Source organism: Cellvibrio polysaccharolyticus (assembly GCF_015182315.1).
Lineage (GTDB): Bacteria > Pseudomonadota > Gammaproteobacteria > Pseudomonadales > Cellvibrionaceae > Cellvibrio > Cellvibrio polysaccharolyticus.
This window is the reverse complement of the sequence record NZ_PRDL01000001.1, coordinates 351,583-371,590: the sequence shown is the minus strand read 5'-3', so window position 1 is coordinate 371,590 and position 20,008 is coordinate 351,583. Positions and strand designations below refer to the sequence as shown.

Below are 20,008 nucleotides of genomic sequence, written 5' to 3'. Positions count from 1 at the left end.
TGCCTGCCTCCATTCCATATTCCCGTAACACTGTCGAGAGGCGACCGGATAGCACCGGTTATTAACGCATCGACCAGCGGGTATTGAACCCTTGCAGGGCGCGAGGGTCAAGAAAAAGCCTGCAATAACTGCGCCCTGGCGCCAAAGCACGCGAGGCGCTACCCATCCTTGATAACTGGCAAGCAGAGCACCTTTTCCGTAGTATTAGGGCCTGCTTACCTTACAGAGATTCATCATGCTTCCTTCCGTTCGTGTCACTAATCTGATCGTTTTTCTCGGCTGTACCGCACTGATTCTGATCGCGCTGTACCTTGAACATGTTATGGGGATGGAACCATGCCCGCTGTGCATGACCCAGCGCATTGCCGTCATCGCCGTGGGCGTGGTCGCCTTGCTGGCGTTTTTGCATAACCCGGCGAAACGGGGCGTGCGCGTTTATGCCGTGCTGGGCCTGCTGCTGGCAGTGGGTGGCGCCTATTTTTCCAGCCGCCAGTTGTGGCTGCAAAGCCTGCCGCCGGATCAGGTGCCCGCTTGTGGCCCGGCGCTCGAATATATGATGCAAGTGTTTCCGTTTATGGATGTGTTGAAAGCCATGTTGCATGGCGATGGCAATTGCGCAGAAGTTGATCGCCTGTTTGGTGTCAGCCTTGCGCTGTGGACGCTGCTTGCTTTTATCGGCATGGCTGCCGTCAATCTGTTTCAGGCTGTTCGCGTTAGCCGCCAGGCTTGAGTTGGCCAGCGTTGATCGCGGCGGTTACATCGTCGCGTCATCGAAAACAGCGGTGGCGCACAAAACCGCACCATTTCCCTCCGCTTTAGCGAACTGTTCGACTTGTCCGGCCGCAACGAATAGCCTAAGGTGGAGCTACCAAACATTGAACGGTCGCGTTAACGCGACCCTCCATTAACAGGGAACAAATCATGCTGGATAATTGTAAAAATGCCCGGGAATTGTGGGGCGGTGTAAGCGAAATTATTGACCGCTGGCTGCACGATCGTCAGACCATGCTGGTGCAATACTGTGAACTGGCAGCGCTTGAAGCGGCCGAGCCGGAATCGGTGGAACGCCAGGATCGCCTGCGTCGTCTCTGTCAGCAAATGGTCGATTATGTTTCTGCAGGCCACTTTGAAATTTATGACAAACTGATCCGCGAAGGTCAGGAATTCGAAAATCAGGAAGCGCTGAAACAAGCCGCCGAATTGTTTGAAGTGATTGATCACACCACCGGTCAGGTGCTGGACTTCAATGACAAATATCTGGAAACCGATGACCTGGAAACGCTGGGCGCCGATCTTTCCGTTCTCGGGGAAACGCTGGAAACCCGCTTCCGCGCCGAAGACCGCATGATTGCTGTGCTGCACACCGCGCACCGCGATCTGGTTAATGCACCGGAAGCCTGATTGAATTTACCGGCCTGAAAACGGCCAGCTGCAACGGGAATACCGCCTGGCATGAACGGTATTCCCGCTGATCTGTTTTGTCTCAGGGGTTCACTTTTCCCCGCTCGCCATTTTCCCGCTCCCACCAGAACGCCAACGCCCAGTCGTACACCGCGTAATAGTCCGGCAAGGTTTCAGGCCAGGCCAGGCGCGTATCGTAAGCCGCACGATGTTCAAAAGAATAACGTTCCGGCACCACGTAATAACCGTGCATCAATACCCTGTCCAACGCTCTCGCCGCGGCACGCAGTGACGCTTCATCGGCAGCGGTGGATAATTTTTTCAGAAGAAAATCGATAGCTGGCGATTTCACACCGATTACATTTTCCGAACCTTCCACATCGGCATCAGCACCATTGAATTTGGCCGCAATGTCGCCACCGGGCATCCGCGATTCGCGCAGCACCACATGGGATAGATCAAAATCAAATTTTTGCATATCCCGCCGGGATGTTACCTGGTCAGTGAGGCGGCGGCGAATTTCAATACCGTACAAAGCCACATTGCGCAAATAGGTTTCAATGCGGGGCAGGGGAATACCTTCCGTCAAACTGGCTTCAAGAATAAAAGGTTCACCCTCGGCATTGCGCAGCGCGCCATCGCGATACACCCAACCGGCTTCTTCCAGCAGTTTTTGCCCTTCAATAATATTGTCGCGCAATGAACGCGGTGCTTCAGTGGAGGGAAATTCTACCATCGGGCCAAATACCGCCGGGTCCAATTGTTCACGCCAAGGCTCCAGCAATGCCAGTTCATCTTCACCCGGCAAACCGGTTGCGGCCAGATCGGTGGTAGAAAAATAACTGTAAGGCTGACGGTATTCTTCGTAAAAAATATTCTTGTTCACCCAGTAAAAATCAAAAGCCAGACTGAGTGCCTTGCGCACGCGAACATCCTGAAAGCGTTTGTGGCGCAAGTTAAAAACATAACCGTTCATGGCCGGTACGTTTTTATGCTCAAACAAACGCTTGGTCACTTCGCCACGATCAAAACGTACACCGTTATAAACACAACACCAGTTGCGCGCCTTGCCTTCTACCATAATGTCGAACACACCGGCTTTGAACGCCTCAACCTGCAAATCATAATCGCGGAATAATTTGTAGGTAACTCGCTCAAAATTGTGAGTACCCCGACGCGACGGCAAATCGGCAGCCCAGTAATTCGGGTTGCGTTTGTAAGTAACGTTGCCCCGACCGTAATCTGCAGACTCCACGGAATAGGGGCCACTGGCAATCGGGTTGTGTTTTACAATTTCATCGAAGGAGCGCGGTTCGCCATCGGCATCCTGCCCCCATTTTGGCGAAAAAACCGGCAGCGTACCGAGGGTAAACGCCAGCTCGCGGTTATCACGTTCAAAGTTAAAACGGATTTTCCGAGCGGATAAAACCTCAACGCCTGATACACCGGCAAAATACAAACGAAAACGTGGCGAGGCTTTGGCACTGGTCAGGGTTTCAAAAGAATAGCGCACGTCTTCGGCGGTAATAGCATCACCGTTGGAAAATCGCGCGTTGGGGTTTAAGGTAAAGGTCACCGAACGCGCATCATCTGCAATAGCAATATCTTCAGCGATCACACCATACTGGGTCATGGTTTCATCCAGGCTGTATACCGCCAGAGTTTCAAATACCAGTTCCAACAAGCCGGGGGCAGGGTTGCCGCGCAGTGTAAACGGATTCAGTTTGTCGAAGTCCGTCGCCGCGTAGGAAGTTGCCAATGCAAGGGTTCCGCCTTTCGGCGCAGCCGGGTTGGCATAATCAAAATGGGTAAAATCTGCTGCATATTTGGGCGTACCGTACATGGCAACGGCATGGTCAGCCGTTGCATTTATCGACAGCAGGCTGCCAACCAGAAAACTGCACAGCAGCGCCGTCAGACGGCGCTTTGCAAAAGTTCGAAAGAAAATAGTCATTACAAAGACGCCTCAATCAAAGCGCGGGTATAAGGATGTTGCGGTTCCGCCAGTAGTGATAAAGTCTCACCGAATTCAACCACTTTGCCGTCCTTCATCACCATGACGCTATGGGAAAGTGCCCGCACCACCGCAATATCGTGACTGATCAGCACGTAACTGAGGCCGTATTTTTTTTGCAAACCGGTGAGTAATTCCAACACCTGAAACTGAATGGAAACATCCAGTGCCGAGGTCGGCTCATCGAGAATAATAATTTCCGGCTCAATCACCACCGCACGGGCAATCGCAATGCGCTGGCGCTGGCCGCCGGAAAACTGGTGCGGGTAACGGTTCAATACATTATCCGGCAGGCCGACTTCGGCCAGCACATCAATCACCCGCTGTAACCGCTGCGATGCATTCAATGACGGGCGGTGCAGCAATAAACCTTCTTCAACAATTTGCCGGATGGTTTTGCGCGGCGATAACGAACCGAAGGGATCCTGAAAAACCACCTGAATGCGGGAGCGCAACTGTTGCCATTGTTTGCTGGCATAACGCAGCCTTTCACCGCGGTAGGAAATTTCCCCCGCTGCCGGGCGAATCAACCCCAGTAGCGCCATCGCCAGGGTGGACTTTCCGGAGCCGGACTCACCCAGTACGCCCAGTGTTTCACCCTTGCGTAACAACACATTGGCATCATCTACCGCTGCCAGTGCTTCGGGGCGGAAACGCGCCCGGAAACCCGGGCGAATTTTTTTATATTCAACGCGCAAATTTTGCGCCGACAGCAGAGTTGGCGAATCCGGGTCAACCGCAGCGATGCTGCGTACCGGATGGCTGTTCAGTAATTTCTGTGTATAAGGATGCTGCGGACGACTGAACAAAGATTCCGTATCGGCGACTTCAACCAGTTTGCCTTTTTCCATCACCGCCACACGGGTGGCAAATTTTCTGACCAGTAACAGGTCGTGAGTAATCAACAAGACCGACAAATTTTCGCGCTGCTGAATACTCAGTAACAAATCAATAATACGCGCACGAATGCTTACATCCAGTGCCGTGGTTGGTTCATCGGCAATGATCAATTTGGGGCGGCAGGCGAGCGCCATGGCAATCATGGCACGCTGGCGCTGACCACCGGATAGCTGATGCGGATAACTGTCGACACGATGCTCTGCGTCGCGCACACCGGTAGATGCCAACAGCTCAATGGTTCGTTGCCGGGCTGACGCCTTATCCAATTGTTCATGCAGCTGCAAGGATTCCATGATCTGATTGCCAATGGTAAACAGCGGGTTTAACGCGGTCATTGGCTCCTGAAAAATCATAGCGATGTCCGCGCCGCGAATATCGCGCAGCTGGTCTTCGGTTTTTTGCAGCAAGTCTTCGTTGTTAAAACGAATTTCGCCGTCAAGCGTTGCATGTTGCAACAACCGCAAAATAGACAAGGCAGTGACCGTTTTTCCGGAGCCTGATTCGCCTACCAGTGCCAGCCGTTCACCGCGCTGCATGGACAAATTCAACTGCTCAACCGCACGCTTTTCTCCAAACGAAATAGACAGGTTGTTTAATGCCAGAATGGTATCGCTCATATCAGGCACGCTCACTTTGCTGGTGGCGGCGGGAGTCCAGCGCATCACGCAAACCATCGCCAATAAAGGTCAATAACAACAGGGTTGAAACCAGCGCACAAAACGTGGGTATAGAAATCCACCAGGCATAAAGATAGGTTTTCCCCTGCGCCAGCAATTCACCCAAACTCGGCGTGGGCGCAGGTACACCCAGCCCCAGAAAATCGAGGCTGGTCAGCGCCATGATTGCGGCACTGACACGGAAAGGTAAAAAAGTAATGACCGGCACCAGGCTATTGGGTAACACATGCCGCCAGATAATTTGCCAATTGGACAAGCCCATGGCACGCGCAGCGGTAACATATTCCAGCTGCCGATTACGCAAAAATTCAGCGCGCACATAGTCTGCCAGTACCATCCAACCGAATAACGACAGCAAAACAAACAGCAATAACAAACCGGGTTCAAACAAAGAAGCAAAAATAATCAGCAAATACAACTCCGGTAATGCGCCCCACACTTCGATCAGACGCTGGGTTACCAGATCAACCTTGCCGCCGAAATATCCCTGAATAGCACCCAGCACAATGCCAATGGCACAACCAACCACGGTGAGCAGCAAACCGAACACCACCGACAAACGAAAGGCATAGAGCAAACGCGCTACTACATCGCGACCAACAATATCGGTACCCAACCAATTATCTGCCGACGGTGGCGCCGGGTGCGGTACGGCATTCTGATAATTCATGGCTTTATAATCCCAGCGATTCAGCGGGAAAATCGCAAAGTTGCCGGGCTGTTCCAGTTGCTGCTGAATAAAAGGATCGTGGTAGTTAGCGGGCGTACGCAACACGCCACCATAGTTAACTTCGGAATATTCGGTAAATATCGGGAAGCGCCACTCCTGCTGGTAGCGCACCACCAGCGGTTTGTCATTGGAAACAAACTCGGCGAACAGACTGGCCACAAACAGCACACTGAAAATAATCAGGCTGTAATAGCCCAAACGGTTGCGTTTGAATTTTTGCCACAGGCTGATCTCACGCCAGGCTTCAACCGCAGCCGATGTGGCTTGCCGGGCAGGAAAATAACGCTGCCGCAATTTTTCAAAAAAACCGCGCTTGGGCTCAGGTTGTGGAGAAAAGGTAAGGCTCATATCACGACCTGTTCGAACTGAATTTAATACGCGGGTCTACCATCACATAAGCAATATCGCCCAGCAATTTGGTGAGCAAACCGACGATGGTAAATAAATACAAAGTACCCAGCACAACCGGGTAATCACGACGCTTTACCGATTCAAAAGACAACAGCCCCAAACCGTCCAGCGAGAACAGCGTTTCAATCAGCAAACTGCCGGTAAAGAAAGCACCAATAAATGCCGCAGGAAAGCCGGTAATCAATGGCAAGAGTGCATTGCGAAAAACATGCTTCCACAACACCTTGCGCTCGCTTAAACCTTTGGCACGGGCAGTCAATACATATTGTTTGCTGATTTCTTCCAGGAAGGCGTTTTTGGTCAGCATGGTTTTAATCGCAAACTGACTGACCACGGCTGCAGTTACCGGCAAGGTGATATGCCAGAGATAATCCAGCACCTTGCCCACTGCCGATAGCTGTTCAAAGTTATCGGACGTTAAACCGCGCAACGGAAAAATGCTCCAGTAGGTTCCACCACCAAATAACACCAGCAATAAAATACCCAATACAAAACCGGGAATCGCGTAACCAAATAACACCAGCACGCTGGTGACCATGTCAAAACGCGAACCGGCACGAACCGCCTTGGCTACGCCGAGGGGTACAGAAATCAGATAGGTCAGCAAAAATGTCCACAGCCCCAGTGTCAGCGAGACTGGCAACTTGGACTTCACCAATTCCCACACGCTTTGATTGGTGTAGTAACTTTCACCGAGATCAAACACCAGGAATTGTTTGATCATCATCCAGTAACGTTCAATGGCGGGTTTGTCAAAGCCATAGAGTTCGGTGAGTAACGCAATTTGCTGCGGATCAACACGCGTGCCAGCGCTGTAGGTACTGACTCCACCGCCACTGGCTTCGGCACCGGCTCGTTCATTGGAGCCTTCCAGTTGCATCACAATTTGCTCTACCGGACCACCGGGAACAAACTGGGTGACAATAAAGGTGAGTGTGATAACACCGAACAGGGTCGGTAGCATCACCAATAAACGAATAACAAGATAATGCAGCATGAATTTGGCCGGTTTCGAAGACGATATCGTGCACCGAAACATTCAGAAAATTTATAGAGATAACAGCAATTGGAACCGGCACAATGTGAGTTTGGCGTCAGGGTCTTTTTTCCAAAACCGTCGAGTCATGGACGACCGCCATGAATGGCGGAAGTTAGAGCAACACAGGAGTTGTTGCCGTTGACTCGTCGGAGCTATATGGGTGGAGTGAGCACCCGGCAAAACATGTTTTGCGCGAACGGAACGACAATCATTCAGGATGATTGGCCGGTTCCGCTTGCGGATATTTATGCGCTTTTGGAAAAAAGACCCTGATGACAAACGGACAGAAAAGCACCGCTTAACAATTTGAACAAATATAGGGTTTCCTTAATAAGAAATGGCCTATAGAAAATTTGTCAGCCGTTTTCAAATCAGAAAAACTTAACACTCGCAGAAACACCGTAAGTACGCGGTGAACCGTGCGAATACATACCGGTAATCAATGACGTATTACGATAAATCTCATCGGTTACGTTGGCAGAATAAGCTCTTACTGTGTACTTGCCGCTCGGTGAGTTATAGCCGACAGAAACGTTACCAATGGTGTAAGGATCTTCAATCAAAGCGCGGTCAATCTGGTTGGTCGCATTGAAATAGGACTTGCTGCGATAAGCCCAGTCAGTATCCAGCACAATGGATGCACCACTACGCAACGGAATTTGATAGCTCAACTGAATGTTACTGATCACACGCGGTACCCGGTTGAACCAGTTGCCACGCACGTTGTTGGTGGGCGATTCCTGGAAGTCGGTAAACTTGGTATTGTTGTAGCCCAGGTTAAATTGCACCGTCAGGTTATCAATTGGCAGCCAGGTCAGCTCGGCTTCAAGGCCACGGGAATAACCACCACCGGCATTAATAAAGGTGAGAATTTGCTGGTTGTTATCATCCAGCGTGGTCGCCTTTTGTTGAATATCGGTGTAGTCATAATAGAAAGTGGCGAGGTTGAAAATAACCTGACTATCAAACCATTCGCTTTTAAAACCGGCTTCGTAAGATTTCAAATATTCCGGCTCGATAACCTGCACCAGATTTTGCTGCTCTGCGGCCGCGTTGAAGTTGCCACCGTTGTAACCTTTGGCATGACGGAAATACACGCGGAAGTTGTCCGTTACGTCATAGCCCGGTGTAATATCATAGGTGAAGGCTTCCCAGGTTTTTTCCTCGTCCTGAACAGCCGTTGTTCTGAATGCGCCCTGAATATTGTCAGCGACCCACCATTGGTTAACGTTGCCAAAGGTAAAACCGGCATTGGCGGAACGTGCCCGCAAATCCACTTTCGAGGTATCGCTGGTGCCACGCAAGCCGACCGCCAGTTTGAATTTTTCAGTGAATTGATAACTGACATTACCGAACAAGGCGTAACTTTCTGCTTCGGATTCGTAATTGCTGGTTTTGTAGCTGATGGCCTTGGTTGCACCGCTGGCATTGAGCGAGCCAGGAATAACGCCGGTTTGCGCTTCGCTTTCCAGCGTGCCGTTAAACAAGTAAGCACCGAGAATCCAGGTGAGTTGCTGGTCATCACTGGAGGTTAAGCGCACTTCCTGGCTGAACTGATCTACCGTGAAACGGCTGTGGGTGCGGGTGGATTCGTAAGGTACGGCATCACCACCGAATTGCTCACGCTCAAAATCTTCCACCGCCGTAACCGAGGTCAGGTTGATGCCTGAAGCAAATTCTTTTTTCAGCGTAAGGGAACCACCCAACTGATCCAGTTGATCATCGCGATCAACAGCTGAGGGTACTTTGAAACGGGTTTGCGTCAGGTTATTGCGGTTGCCATTGGATAATACCGGGCCACTGAAATCGCGGAAGTGAATATTCAGGTTCGCGCTAAAGTCATCGCTAAAGGTTGACAGCAATTGCAAACGGCCAGCGGAATCACGCCAGTCTTCCGTACCCGGGTTCAGCGGGTTTTGTACATAGCGGTCAGAGCTTTGGGTAAACAATGACAAACGCCCGGCGAGTTTATCCTCGATCAACGCACCGCCAATCGCGCCTTCCAGCAAGCTTTCATTGTAGTTACCGTAGGACGCTTTCAGGTAACCATCCGGGTCAAAGGTGGGCTTTTTGGAAATAAAATGGATGGCACCACCAGTGGTGTTTTTGCCCCACAAGGTGCCTTGCGGGCCGCGCAATACTTCCACACGCTCAAGGTCAAAGGTCGGGAAACCAACGGTCGATGCGTTCCAGATATAAACATCGTCGTTGTAGGTACCAATCGGGTTGATGTTCCAGATAGACGCATCCGACAAACCGATACCGCGAATATAAAATTTCGGACGGCCGTGGCCATCGGTAGTGTCTGCCGACATATTCGGCACAAAACGAATCACATCTCCCGCATTTCTGACTTCGCTATCGCGAATCGTATCGCCGCCAATCAGGCTGACGGCCGATGCAATTTTTTGAATGCTCTGCTCGCGGCGCTCGGCCGTTACCAGCAGCTCTTCAACAACGAGGTTTTGCCTTCCTTTCGCTTTTGCCTCATCCTGAGTTGCTGCCTGCCCGCTCTGGGCAAACACGGAACCTGCGCTTAATCCCAGGGATGTAACCAACAGGGAATTAAACAATAAGGCCTTGGTTTTCATAACAATTAACTCTCGGGAAATGTGAATAACGTCTCCCGGGCTATGGCAATGAGTGTGCCAGGCGCCAAATTCTTGCAAAAAATGTGAAAAAGCCCCTGTTTTTACAGGTTAATTTTAATGCCTCATTAAAAATGATTGCCCCAATCGCAACAGCTGGCCGTGTTTGATTCGCGCCAGATTGCTTCGTGACATGCAGGCTGTGTGGATTTTTCACCAGCGCGCCAACAAAAACTGCGCAAGGGCAAACGCTTGTAACGATTATCGTTTTACTTCTATGATGACGCCCACTGAATAAAAACTGTGCAACAGGGAGACTTCCATTATGTGCGATGAAGATTCGTTCAAAGAGAGTGGCAGCGAAGAAGGTAACGCTTTTAACCGCAGACAATTCACCAGGCTCGCCGCCAGTGGAACCTTTATCGCCATGATGCCCTCACTGGCCACCGCCAATGCCAAAACCCTTAGCGAAAGCGAAGTGACTATCAAAACACCGGACGGCGAAGCGGATGCCTATTTTGTACACCCCACAGAAGGCAAGCACCCGGCGATTCTGGTATGGCCGGATATCCTCGGTTTGCGTCCGGCATTTCGCGCGATGGGCAAACGCCTTGCCGAAGCCGGTTACGCCGTGCTGGTGATCAACCCCTATTACCGAACCGCCAAAGCGCCGGTGGTGCCGGAAGGCGCCAGTTTTCGTGATGAGTCTATCCGCGCGCGGGTAAGACCCATGGCCGACCAACTCAATGCACAAACCCACGTTACCGATGCCCGCGCCTTTGTCAGCTTTATTGATCAACAACCAGCCGTTGAGACCCAACGCAAAATCGGCACCATCGGTTACTGCATGGGTGGCCCGATAGTGATGCGCACCGCTGCTGCAATTCCCGAGCGCATCGGCGCTGTGGGTTCTTTCCATGGCGGCGGCCTTGCCACCGATAAAGAAGACAGCCCGCACCTGTTAATTCCAACCATGAAAGCCGGCTTTTTAATCGCCATCGCCCAAAATGATCACGAAAAAGACACCAACGTAAAAGATATTCTTATCGACAGTTTCAAACAGGCAAAACTGCCCGCCGAAGTCGAAGTGTATGAAGGCGCCATGCACGGCTGGTGCGTACTCGACTCACCGGCTTATGATCACGACCAGGCAGAAAAAGCCTGGCAGCGGATGCTGGCGTTGTTTGAAAAATCGCTTTAGTCATTTGAAACCGGGCAGGAGGTTTAACCAATGAACACTGTAAAAATTGATATCGTTTCTGACATTGCTTGCCCCTGGTGCGCCATTGGTTTTGCCCGTCTGGAAAAAGCCATACAGCAACTGCAAGGCGAAATAAATTTTGACGTTGAATGGCATCCGTTTGAATTAAATCCGGACAGTTCATCAGATGGTGAGCCGGTAGCAGAAATGCTGAGCCGCAAATACGGTCGCACACCGGAAGAAATACAATCCATGCAGGATAATATTCAAACCATCGCCCGCGATCTTGGTTTGAATTTCGATAATCTGCATCAGCGCGATGTTCGCCACACCTTTCATGCACATCGCCTCGTGAAATGGGCGGCGGAACAAGGCCGTGCGACAGAAATGGAAAAAGCGCTCTTCGAAGCATACTTTGGCCACAATGCGCAAATTGCCGATCCCGATGTATTAGCCGATTACGCAGGCCGTGCAGGGTTGGATAGCGCAGAAGCTCGCAAGGTATTGCTATCCGATCAATACGCAACTGACGTACGGCAGGACGAAGCCCGCTGGCAACAAGCGGGCATTCACTCGGTTCCTGCATTTGTTATCAACAATCAGTACCTTATTTCAGGCGCACAGGAACCGGAAACGCTGGTAGAAGGTTTACGCAACATTGCCAATGAAGCAGCAAGCGCATCATGAGCCACAACAAAGTTGCCATCATTACCGGCGCAAGCCGCGGCATCGGCGCCGCTACCGCGCGGCTGTTCGCTGCGCAGGGTTATGCGGTTTGCATTAACTACCTGAACAATCAGGTTGCAGCCGAAAAAGTGCAGAGCGATATTCTGCAACAGGGTGGCAAATGTATTACCGTTCAAGCCGATGTTTCGCAACCTGATGATGTTCATCGGCTGTTTGCAGCGGTAGATAAGGAGCTGGGGAAAATTTCTGTACTGGTAAATAATGCAGCGATTTTGCAACAGCAATGCCGAATGGAAGATATCTCCGCACAACGTTTCAGCGAAGTTTTATTGACCAACGTCATGAGCTGCTTTCTGTGCAGCCAGCAAGCAGTGAAGCGCATGTCAAGGTTACATGGCGGCGCAGGCGGTGCTATTGTCAATGTGTCATCGGTTGCAGCGAGAACCGGCTCTCCCAACGAATACACAGACTACGCTGCATCCAAAGGCGCGGTGGATACCTTGACGCGAGGCCTTGCACTGGAAGTGGCTGGAGAAGGAATTCGGGTTAACTGTGTAAGGCCCGGGCTGATTTATACCGATATGCATGCATCCGGCGGTGAACCCGGACGGGTTGATCGCTTGAAATCGAAAATCCCCCTGCAACGCGGCGGTCACCCGGAAGAAGTCGCCGAAGCTATTTTCTGGCTTGCTACGGAAAAGTCTTCTTTTGTTACCGGTACATTTATTGATACAAACGGTGGGCTTTAATCCGTTTTAAATTTCCTGAGGCCCAAGCGGCACAATGCCATTCGGGTTAATTGCTTTTATGGAGTAATAGCCCGCTTTGATGTGTTCGACGTTTACGGTATTTGCCACACCATCCAGCTTCAACACTCTTTGCAAATAGCCATGTAGCCCAGGCATTTCCCGTAGTGTGTTGCGATTACATTTGAATGCACCGTGATAAGCAGCGTCGAAACGCACTAGCGTAACAAACAGGCGCAGGTCAGTTTCTGTCAGTCGGTCACCAAAAAGATAAGTGCGCCCATCAGACAAGCGTTGTTCAAGCTCATCCAGCATGGCGAACACCGGATGCCAGGCTTCTTCGTAAGCCGATTGATCGGTAGCGAACCCTGCCTGATAAACACCATTATTTAATTGCGTATAAATACGTTCATTTAACGCATCAATATCGGTTGCCAGATCTGCCGGGTAAAGATCCGGGCCGCGTGCGCCTGCTACATCGGCGAATGCCGTATTCAGCATTCGCAAAATATCCGCTGATTCGTTGTTGACGATGGTGCCGGTTTTTTTATCCCACAATATCGGTACCGTGGCGCGCCCGGTAAATTTTGCATCGGCGCGGGTGTAGAGTTCGTGGAGATAATATGCACCGTTCAGATCATCATCGCCAACGCCGGGGTAGCCACCAAAACGCCAGCCCTGATCTGTCATTTGTGGATTCACCACCGTGACACTGATGAGATCATTTAACTGTTTTAATTGGCGAGCCATCAAGGTGCGGCACGCCCAGGGGCAGGTCAGTGCGACATACAAATGGTAGCGATCTTTCTCTGCGTTAAAGCCACCATCCCCGGTTGGGCCCGGCGATCCGTCCGGTGTAATCCAATGGCGAAAAGATGAAGTTTGGCGAACGAAACGTCCACCATCTTTATCCTCTACCGGTTGCCAGTTGTCTTTCCACTTGCCATTGACCAACATCAGCTGCTCCTCTTGTTAACACTGCACATTGTTTGTGACGCGTATAAACCCGCTCCGAATCTCACCCGGCCAGCAAACACAACTGTTGCGATCTTCTGTTAAATCGCTCTGGAAAGGCCACGTTCTTTTATCAGTGTTGGTCAGAAAGAGGGGATGTTCAAAAGACAGCCGGAAAGTTGCTACGCCTATCGCAAAAGCAGTAAATACCCGCACAGGAATTGCACCCGGGGAAACCAACATCATTACGTGTTTTGACCGGTATAAAAAAACCCCGCTTTCGCGAGGTTTTTTTATGAACCGGGTTATCGCTGCAAATTACTCAGCCGCTTTAACTTCCAGCAACTCTACTTCGAAAGTCAGTACAGAGTTTGGTGGAATCGGGCCGTTGCCGCCTGGGCCGTAAGCCAGATCAGCCGGGATGTACAGTTCCCACTTGGAGCCTTGTGGCATCAGTTGCAGCGCTTCAGTCCAACCGGCGATTACGCCGTTAACCGGGAAGTTTACCGGCTCCTGACGGGCGTAAGAGCTGTCAAATTCGGTACCGTCCAGCAGCTTGCCGCTGTAGTGTACGGTTACGCTGTCAGTAGCGCCTGGCTTAACACCGGTGCCTTCGGTAATAACACGGTATTGCAGGCCGCTTTCAGTAACGATAACGCCTTCTTTGGCTTTGTTGCTTTCAAGGAAAGCAGCGCCTTCGGTAGCATTGGCTTCACTGAGTTTTTTCTGCTCTTCTTCACGCTGGGCCAGAGCCTGCTCCTGGAAGGTTTGCATTGCAGTTTGCATTTCTTCTTCGCTCAGGCGTGAATCAACGCCGTCACGGATATCTTTCAGTGCCTGGGCGAACGCTTCCGGCTCGATGGTCAAACCACCTTGCTTGAAGTTTTGTGCCATATTCTGGGCAATGGCGTAGTTTACTTTTTGCTCAAGTGTATCGAGTTTGGCAACCGCATCTGCCTTTGGCGCTTCGTCTTTGTTACAGCCGACCAACAAGGCGGATGAAACCAAACCCACAACCAGTAATTTTTTATTAAACATATTGCACCCTAGTGTTTAACGATGAGCGGCCTTTTCGAGTGGCCAGCCTGTCCATAAGTCATTTTTTTGCAGCGCCTTGATACGGCGTAAAGCAAGCGCCAATGGTATACCAACTTTTGGCAACTGTGCTGCAATTTAGCCCGGTTTTCAGCAAAATTCGCCGGTTGGCGGGCTGCCGGTTTGATAACCGATGGCGAATAAGACCCGGAGAATGGCCACAGGTTCACTGCCGATATCAGCCCGCTCTTATTAAAACCTTATTAATTCCTGCAAAAAAAACGATTTTGTCACCCTTCAGGCGATACACTTTTTGCTTGCACGACACTACAATCAATTTTTCGTCCGGCAACAGTGCATTGCCCGCTATGGTTTCGTAGCACGGCTAATAACAGCATTGAGCTCGCCCGGATGCCAGGCGACGGGCTAACTCGCTCAATTTTCCGACTCATTCACAGGATACTGTTATGGCTGCCAAATCTACCAAACCGCTGAGCGTTGCCCAGCTTGAACAACAAATCGCCAAACTGACGGCAGATCTGGACAAAGCGCGTGCAAAAAAGCTGACCGATAGCGAGAAAGCACTGGCAGCTGCACAGAAATCCCTGACCGCTGCACAGGGTCGCGCCAAAAAAGCGGAAGCGGCGGCCACCAACGCCGCTGGCCGTGCTGCCCTGAAAAAAGCCAATGCAGAAGTGGTAGCGCTGGAGAAAGAATCTGCACGCCTTAACGATGAAATCGCGAACAGCCGTTTTGCCGTAGAAGTCGCCAATGCTGTCGCTGGCGAAAGCAAAGCTGGCGCAAAACCGGCAGCAGCGAAAGCCGGTGTAACCGCACCGCGCAAAGCCGCACCGGTTGCCAAAGCAGCCACTGCAAAACCAGCTCCAGCAGCAAAAACGGCAAAACCCAAAGCCGCCGCAACGAAAACCAAAACAGCGACTGCAAAACCCGCCGCTGAAAGTGCAACACCGGCAACCGCCGCTGCCAAGCCGGCGCGAGCCGCCAAAGCAGCCGCGACTGAAACCACCGCAGCGCCCGTGAAACCCGCGCGTAAAGCGGCACCGAAAAAAGCACCGGCGGCCAAGGTTGATGCGGCAAAAGCAAACGCCGCTGAAAGCAAAACTGCCACCGACAAGCCAACAGCCAAACCCACTGCCAAGAAAGCGCCTGCCAAAGTGGCTAAAGAAGCACCGGCTACCGATAAACCGGCCAAGGCAACAAGCAGCAAGGCACCGGCTAAAAAGGCACTTGCTAAAACGGCACCGGCTAAAAAAGCAGAAGCCAAACCGGTAGAAGCACCGGTGCAGGAATCCATGTTCCCGGAAGCCGCCAGCAGCGAAAACCTGCCCAGGCCAACCCCGGTTGAACCGGACGTAATCGGTACCGCAGTAACCGAACCCGCCGCACCGGAAAGCAGCGTGCTGCCTAACCATGGCACCACCTCGCTGATTGAACCGTCAGAAGACAATCTGCCAAAACCAAAACCGGTAGGCACACCGGCAGTCGTCGCCGATTCCGACGCTGACAAGGAATAATCCGACCTTCGGTTTTATAAAGCCGGTCTGTTTAGAGCAGGCCGGCTTTTTTATGGCCACGCTATCTATAAGCGGCCACCTTTTGAGTCGTCGCCAGTCGACGTTGAAAAAAGCTGGCAGCTATTTTTTATCGGGGTAGCGGCAAAGCGGTGGCGGATTCACTATTCTCAATCCACCGGGTGTTCATCATTCAGCGGTCACCTGTGGTTGCACCGCTTCTGCGTCTTTTCTCTTTTATTGTTGAGGTAACCCATGCGCTGGAAAGATGGCAGACGCAGTAAAAACGTTGAAGACAATCGCGGCCAGGGGCCACAGTCATTTGGTGGCGGAGGCGGTTCGCCGCTGCTGCAACTATTGCCCCTGCTGCTTTCCGGCCGACTGGGTAAAGCCGGTTTTATTGTGGTGATTGTGATTCTGGCGTTCAGTTACTTTGGCGGCGGCAATACCGGCTCCGGTGTTTCCGATCAACAGGGCGGCAGCTACACCACCTCCGCCGAAGACGATCAACTGGCCGATTTTATGGCCGTGGTGCTGGGCGATACCGAAGAGACCTGGCACAACCTCTTTCAACAGCAAAATCTCGCCTATGAAGAGCCGCGCTTGCGGTTATTCACCGGTGCGGTGCAATCCACCTGCGGCCACGCCCAGGCAGCGATGGGGCCCTTCTACTGTAGTGGCGACAAGCGGGTTTATATTGATCTGGCGTTTTTCAAGGACTTGCGTGACCGCTACAACGCGGCAGGCGATTTTGCCCAGGCTTATGTACTGGCGCACGAAGTAGGCCATCATGTGCAACATCTGCTGGGTACGCTGGACAAAGTGCATCGGCAACAAACCAGCCTCAACAAAAGCCAGGCCAATGCGCTGTCGGTAAAGCTGGAACTGCAAGCAGATTGTTATGCGGGTATATGGGCGCACCATGCCGACAGGTCACGTCAGCTGCTGGACGATGGCGATATTGAAGAAGCGCTGCGCGCCGCCGCCGCGATTGGCGATGACCGGCTGCAACAACAAAGCCGTGGTTACGTCACGCCGGAAAGCTTTACCCACGGCACATCCGAACAGCGCATGCACTGGTTCACCACCGGCAAAAAGCATGGCACCCTGGCGGCGTGCGATACGTTTCGTTAATAAGGCCAATACCGGTTTTGCTTGCCCGGGATTTCCGCAACTCGCGCAGCAATAAATCCGTAGCTAACCTCTCAACCGTCTGCAGCCGCTGCCAGCAAAGCAGAAACCTCTGTTTCGCTGGCACCGCAACGCAAGCCATACAGCTCAAGATTACGGTTTAACGCGGTCGGGCTTTCCTGCAATACCAGGTTGGCTGTATTCAATTCCAATTGTTGCAACTCATAGCGTTCCGCTGCCAATTCCGCGGCTTTAATTTGCTCGCGAACCACACCCACCGCGCTGTCATCCGCAGCAGCTTGCTTTAACTGACGACGCAGCTCACGCAAAGGTTGGGTGACCTGTTCGTTCCATTTCTCGATTATGGTTTCCGCTTGTTGTAGTTCGGATTCGCCAACCGCCAACTGACGATGCCCCAACCACATCAACCACAACAGCAGATTCACTTTAGCCTGATACTGATCCTGCCAATGCAGACAGTGATCAGCGACTGCCGGACGACCATAAAGTGATAGCGCAAACGACCAAAGATCGGTCATAAATTCCCCTTTAACATTACTGCTCGTAAACTCCAGCCAGGCACAATGCCAGTTTGGCGTTAGCCGGTTTGTTCCAAAACCGTCGAGTCATGGACGACCACCATGGATGGCGGGAGTTAGCGCAACGCAGGAGCAGTTGCCGTTGACCCGTCGGAGCCACAAGGATGTGTTCATGCGCTTTTGGAACAAACCGGCTAATGACAAACCGACAGAGGAACTCTCAGTTACAACGGTGTTCAATCACCCGACCGCTCTTTTCTCACACGATCCGGTAGAATAGCGGGCTTTGTCGTCATCAGACCGGATTTCCATGATTCAGCTTCAAAATGTCAGCCTGCAACGCGGTAGCAAATTCCTGCTCGAAGCCGCCGACCTTACCATTTTCCCGGGCCAAAAAGCCGGTTTGATCGGTGCCAACGGCAGCGGCAAATCCACGCTGTTTCAAATGCTGATGGGCAAACTCGCCAGCGATACCGGCAGCTGCGACATCCCGCGGCAATGGCGCGTAGCGCACATGGCGCAGGAAGTAGGCCACACCACCCGCTCGGCACTGGATTACGTACTGGATGGCGACACCGAACTACGCCGCCTGGAACAGGCCATTGCCAACTGTGGCAGCGATGATGGCGAACAACTCGCCCGGCTCTATGGCGAAATGGAACATATTCTCGCCTATTCGGCACCGGCGCGCGCGCAACAATTATTAAGCGGACTGGGCTTTGCACCCGGCGACTCCATCCGGCCGGTAAGCGACTTCTCCGGTGGCTGGCGCATTCGTTTGAACCTTGCTCAGGCGCTGATGTGCCCGTCGGATTTATTGCTGCTCGACGAACCCACCAACCACCTGGATCTGGATGCCACCCTGTGGCTCGAACAGTGGTTGCAGCGTTATACCGGCACCCTGGTGATCATCTCCCACGACCGGGATTTTCTCGACAACATTGTTGACCGCATTGTCGCCATTGAGCAGCGCCAGCTGGATAACTACGCCGGTAACTACTCGGCCTTCGAGCGCCAGCGCGCTGAAAAACTCGCCCAGCAACAAGTGGCGTTTGACAAGCAACAGGAACGCATCGCCCACGTAGAAGACTTTATCCGCCGCTTCCGCGCCAAAGCCTCCAAGGCCCGCCAGGCGCAAAGCCGGATTAAAGAACTGGAGCGCATGGAAAAAATCGCCCCGGCTCACGTGGACTCACCGTTCAGCTTTACTTTTACCTGCGCCGATAAAGTGTCCACACCGCTGGTGCACATCACCCGCGCCAGCATCGGTTACGGCGACAAAACCATTCTTGATAAAGTGGAATTGAGCATCGTGCCGGAAACCCGCATCGGCCTGCTCGGCCCCAACGGCGCCGGTAAATCCAGCCTGATCAAAACCCTCGCTGGCAGCCTGGCTTTGCAAGGTGGCGAGCGCACTAACGGCGAACATTTCAAACTGGGTTATTTTGCCCAGCATCAATTGGAAGCGCTGGACATCAACGCCTCGGCGGCACTGCATATTCAGCGCATGTCACCCGAAGCGCGTGAGCAGGAAGTGCGCAACTTCCTCGGCAGTTTTGATTTTCATGGTGAGCGCGCCTTTGAACCGATTACCCATTTTTCCGGCGGTGAAAAAGCGCGACTGGCGCTGGCGATTATTGCCTGGCAACGCCCCAACGTGTTGCTGCTCGACGAACCGACCAACCACCTGGATCTGGAAATGCGCCAGGCGCTGACCATGGCGCTGCAGGAATTTGAAGGCGCGATTATCGTGGTATCGCACGACCGTCATTTGCTGCGCAACACCGTTGACCAATTTATTCTGGTCGCCGATGGCAAAGTCAGTGAATTTGATGGCGACCTCGACGATTACTACCGCTGGCTGGGGCAACAAAAACAGCAGAACGTCGAAACCACCGCGCCGGTCAACGGCGGTGAGCCCAAGGTGGATAAAAAGAACCTGCGCCAGCAATCGGCAGCGCAGCGTGCGCAATTAAAACCGCTGACCAACAAACTGAAATCGCTGGAAAGCAAAATGGAAAAATTGCAGGCGCGGTTAGCCGACATCGAAACCGGACTTTCCGACACCGGCCTGTACGACGACAGCCGCAAAGCCGAATTGCAAAGCCTGTTAAACGAACAGAACAAGCTGCAACCGGAATTGGAAGAATGCGAAGAAGCCTGGCTGGAAGTCAGCGAAGCCATTGAAGCGGCCAACGCCTGAAGGCACAATCAGTACGATGCAGTTTGTCATCTGGAACCCGGTTCCTGATGACAAACGGATAGATACACTTACCATGTTCTATGAGGTAACCACTTGTTTGATTGAAAACAAACTCTCGTCAAATCCGCTTTGCTATTGTCAAAATCGATCAATCACTGCACACAAAAACCTGACCGGGCAAAAAAGAAAGAACAGGCGCCAAATAGCGCTGCCAGGCACG

General features: G+C 52.1%; 16 protein-coding genes. 8 read left to right on the top strand and 8 right to left on the bottom strand.

The annotated features are described in order from the left end of the window. The first annotated feature begins 235 nt into the window (after positions 1–235). Positions 236–730: a disulfide bond formation protein B gene (locus tag C4F51_RS01740; protein WP_193906612.1), complete on the top strand. Its 495-nt coding sequence runs from the start codon at positions 236–238 to the stop codon at positions 728–730. A 191-nt stretch (positions 731–921) separates the two neighbouring features. Beyond that, positions 922–1,401: a sigma D regulator gene (rsd, locus tag C4F51_RS01735; protein ID WP_193906611.1), complete on the top strand. Its 480-nt coding sequence runs from the start codon at positions 922–924 to the stop codon at positions 1,399–1,401. An 82-nt stretch (positions 1,402–1,483) separates the two neighbouring features. On the opposite strand, the gene C4F51_RS01730 is transcribed toward rsd, so the two are convergent. The 5 genes from C4F51_RS01730 to C4F51_RS01710 form a co-directional block, all read right to left on the bottom strand. Beyond that, positions 1,484–3,355 carry an extracellular solute-binding protein gene (locus C4F51_RS01730; protein WP_193906609.1) on the bottom strand — a complete coding sequence of 624 codons (1,872 nt, stop codon included), beginning with the start codon at positions 3,353–3,355 and terminating at the stop codon, positions 1,484–1,486. Continuing rightward, positions 3,355–4,977 carry an ABC transporter ATP-binding protein gene (locus tag C4F51_RS01725; RefSeq protein WP_235992252.1) on the bottom strand — a complete coding sequence of 541 codons (1,623 nt, stop codon included), beginning with the start codon at positions 4,975–4,977 and terminating at the stop codon, positions 3,355–3,357. Before C4F51_RS01725 ends, C4F51_RS01730 begins: the two co-directional genes overlap by 1 nt. After that, entirely contained in the window at positions 4,934–6,070 is a 1,137-nt protein-coding gene (locus C4F51_RS01720) for an ABC transporter permease (RefSeq protein WP_193906607.1), read from the bottom strand. Before C4F51_RS01720 ends, C4F51_RS01725 begins: the two co-directional genes overlap by 44 nt. Position 6,071: 1 nt before the next feature. Next, positions 6,072–7,130, bottom strand: a complete 1,059-nt coding sequence (locus tag C4F51_RS01715) for a microcin C ABC transporter permease YejB (protein ID WP_193906606.1) — start codon at positions 7,128–7,130, stop codon at positions 6,072–6,074. Between the two features lie 413 nt (positions 7,131–7,543). Then, positions 7,544–9,763, bottom strand: a complete 2,220-nt coding sequence (locus C4F51_RS01710; protein ID WP_193906604.1) for a TonB-dependent receptor — start codon at positions 9,761–9,763, stop codon at positions 7,544–7,546. A 322-nt stretch (positions 9,764–10,085) separates the two neighbouring features. Here C4F51_RS01710 and C4F51_RS01705 point away from each other — a divergent pair, with 322 nt between their 5' ends. Genes C4F51_RS01705 through C4F51_RS01695 form a run of 3 tightly spaced genes read left to right on the top strand, consistent with a single transcriptional unit; the run spans position 10,086 to position 12,397 of the window. After that, on the top strand, positions 10,086–10,961 hold the full coding sequence (locus C4F51_RS01705; protein WP_193906602.1) for a dienelactone hydrolase family protein: 876 nt from the start codon (positions 10,086–10,088) through the stop codon (positions 10,959–10,961). 30 nt (positions 10,962–10,991) lie between these two features. After that, positions 10,992–11,648 (top strand): DsbA family oxidoreductase, encoded by a 657-nt coding sequence (locus C4F51_RS01700; RefSeq protein WP_193906600.1) that lies wholly within the window; start codon positions 10,992–10,994, stop codon positions 11,646–11,648. Next, on the top strand, positions 11,645–12,397 hold the full coding sequence (locus C4F51_RS01695) for an SDR family oxidoreductase (RefSeq protein ID WP_193906599.1): 753 nt from the start codon (positions 11,645–11,647) through the stop codon (positions 12,395–12,397). Before C4F51_RS01700 ends, C4F51_RS01695 begins: the two co-directional genes overlap by 4 nt. Before the next feature lie 6 nt (positions 12,398–12,403). On the opposite strand, the gene C4F51_RS01690 is transcribed toward C4F51_RS01695, so the two are convergent. Together C4F51_RS01690 and C4F51_RS01685 are read right to left on the bottom strand one after the other, a co-directional pair. Next, on the bottom strand, positions 12,404–13,351 hold the full coding sequence (locus tag C4F51_RS01690) for a glutathione S-transferase family protein (RefSeq protein WP_193906597.1): 948 nt from the start codon (positions 13,349–13,351) through the stop codon (positions 12,404–12,406). A 315-nt stretch (positions 13,352–13,666) separates the two neighbouring features. Beyond that, positions 13,667–14,386, bottom strand: coding sequence for an FKBP-type peptidyl-prolyl cis-trans isomerase (locus C4F51_RS01685; RefSeq protein ID WP_193906595.1), 720 nt, complete (start codon positions 14,384–14,386; stop codon positions 13,667–13,669). A 464-nt stretch (positions 14,387–14,850) separates the two neighbouring features. On the opposite strand from C4F51_RS01685, the gene C4F51_RS18290 reads away from it, so the two are divergent. Together C4F51_RS18290 and ypfJ are read left to right on the top strand one after the other, a co-directional pair. Then, positions 14,851–15,918 (top strand): histidine kinase, encoded by a 1,068-nt coding sequence (locus C4F51_RS18290; RefSeq protein WP_193906593.1) that lies wholly within the window; start codon positions 14,851–14,853, stop codon positions 15,916–15,918. Positions 15,919–16,170: 252 nt separating this feature from the next. Then, entirely contained in the window at positions 16,171–17,049 is an 879-nt protein-coding gene (ypfJ, locus tag C4F51_RS01675) for a KPN_02809 family neutral zinc metallopeptidase (protein ID WP_193906591.1), read from the top strand. Between the two features lie 71 nt (positions 17,050–17,120). On the opposite strand, the gene C4F51_RS01670 is transcribed toward ypfJ, so the two are convergent. Continuing rightward, a complete protein-coding gene (locus C4F51_RS01670; protein WP_193906589.1) occupies positions 17,121–17,585 on the bottom strand; it encodes a TIGR02444 family protein in 465 nt (154 codons plus the stop codon). Between the two features lie 310 nt (positions 17,586–17,895). Here C4F51_RS01670 and C4F51_RS01665 point away from each other — a divergent pair, with 310 nt between their 5' ends. Continuing rightward, complete coding sequence (locus C4F51_RS01665) at positions 17,896–19,788, top strand: ATP-binding cassette domain-containing protein (protein ID WP_193906588.1); 1,893 nt, start codon at positions 17,896–17,898, stop codon at positions 19,786–19,788. The last annotated feature ends 220 nt before the right edge of the window (positions 19,789–20,008 follow it).

Excerpts from the sequence above, each read along its gene's own strand:
- ypfJ (WP_193906591.1), top strand. The coding sequence starts at position 16,171 with ATGCGCTGGAAAGATGGCAGACGCAGTAAAAACGTTGAAGACAATCGC.
- C4F51_RS18290 (WP_193906593.1), top strand. The coding sequence starts at position 14,851 with ATGGCTGCCAAATCTACCAAACCGCTGAGCGTTGCCCAGCTTGAACAA.
- C4F51_RS01720 (WP_193906607.1), bottom strand. The coding sequence starts at position 6,070 with ATGAGCCTTACCTTTTCTCCACAACCTGAGCCCAAGCGCGGTTTTTTT.
- C4F51_RS01730 (WP_193906609.1), bottom strand. The coding sequence starts at position 3,355 with ATGACTATTTTCTTTCGAACTTTTGCAAAGCGCCGTCTGACGGCGCTG.
- C4F51_RS01740 (WP_193906612.1), top strand. The coding sequence starts at position 236 with ATGCTTCCTTCCGTTCGTGTCACTAATCTGATCGTTTTTCTCGGCTGT.
- C4F51_RS01670 (WP_193906589.1), bottom strand. The coding sequence starts at position 17,585 with ATGACCGATCTTTGGTCGTTTGCGCTATCACTTTATGGTCGTCCGGCA.
- C4F51_RS01715 (WP_193906606.1), bottom strand. The coding sequence starts at position 7,130 with ATGCTGCATTATCTTGTTATTCGTTTATTGGTGATGCTACCGACCCTG.
- C4F51_RS01705 (WP_193906602.1), top strand. The coding sequence starts at position 10,086 with ATGTGCGATGAAGATTCGTTCAAAGAGAGTGGCAGCGAAGAAGGTAAC.
- C4F51_RS01725 (WP_235992252.1), bottom strand. The coding sequence starts at position 4,977 with ATGCGCTGGACTCCCGCCGCCACCAGCAAAGTGAGCGTGCCTGATATG.
- C4F51_RS01685 (WP_193906595.1), bottom strand. The coding sequence starts at position 14,386 with ATGTTTAATAAAAAATTACTGGTTGTGGGTTTGGTTTCATCCGCCTTG.
- rsd (WP_193906611.1), top strand. The coding sequence starts at position 922 with ATGCTGGATAATTGTAAAAATGCCCGGGAATTGTGGGGCGGTGTAAGC.
- C4F51_RS01665 (WP_193906588.1), top strand. The coding sequence starts at position 17,896 with ATGATTCAGCTTCAAAATGTCAGCCTGCAACGCGGTAGCAAATTCCTG.
- C4F51_RS01700 (WP_193906600.1), top strand. The coding sequence starts at position 10,992 with ATGAACACTGTAAAAATTGATATCGTTTCTGACATTGCTTGCCCCTGG.
- C4F51_RS01690 (WP_193906597.1), bottom strand. The coding sequence starts at position 13,351 with ATGTTGGTCAATGGCAAGTGGAAAGACAACTGGCAACCGGTAGAGGAT.
- C4F51_RS01710 (WP_193906604.1), bottom strand. The coding sequence starts at position 9,763 with ATGAAAACCAAGGCCTTATTGTTTAATTCCCTGTTGGTTACATCCCTG.
- C4F51_RS01695 (WP_193906599.1), top strand. The coding sequence starts at position 11,645 with ATGAGCCACAACAAAGTTGCCATCATTACCGGCGCAAGCCGCGGCATC.